Here is a 243-nt window from a genome sequence, read left to right on the forward strand (position 1 = left end):
GGCAGCGCCCAGGTGTAGACCGACGTGCTGGACGACGTGGTGCTGTCCCCCTGCTTCAACCTGTCCGCGGGCACCGTCCGCGCGGCGGTCTGCGAGCACGGCTGCACCAGCGTCGCCGAGGCCAAGACGTGCACCCGCGCCGGCACCGTCTGCGGCTCCTGCGTCCCGCTGCTGACTACCGTCGTGAACCGGACGCTGGAGAAGGCCGGCATCGCGGTGTCCTACGCGATGTGCGAGCACTTC

1 protein-coding gene is annotated in these 243 nt (G+C 70.8%); it reads left to right on the forward strand.

Going from position 1 to position 243, the window contains the following annotated elements; all coding sequences use genetic code 11:
* Positions 1 to 24: 24 nt before the first annotated feature.
* A partial coding sequence (locus tag KVT14_RS21015) for a (2Fe-2S)-binding protein (RefSeq protein ID WP_308161189.1) occupies positions 25 to 243 on the forward strand: 219 nt, incomplete at its 3' end.

It is taken from the genome of Cellulomonas sp. GbtcB1 (assembly GCF_019091725.1).
Classification (GTDB): domain Bacteria; phylum Actinomycetota; class Actinomycetes; order Actinomycetales; family Cellulomonadaceae; genus Cellulomonas.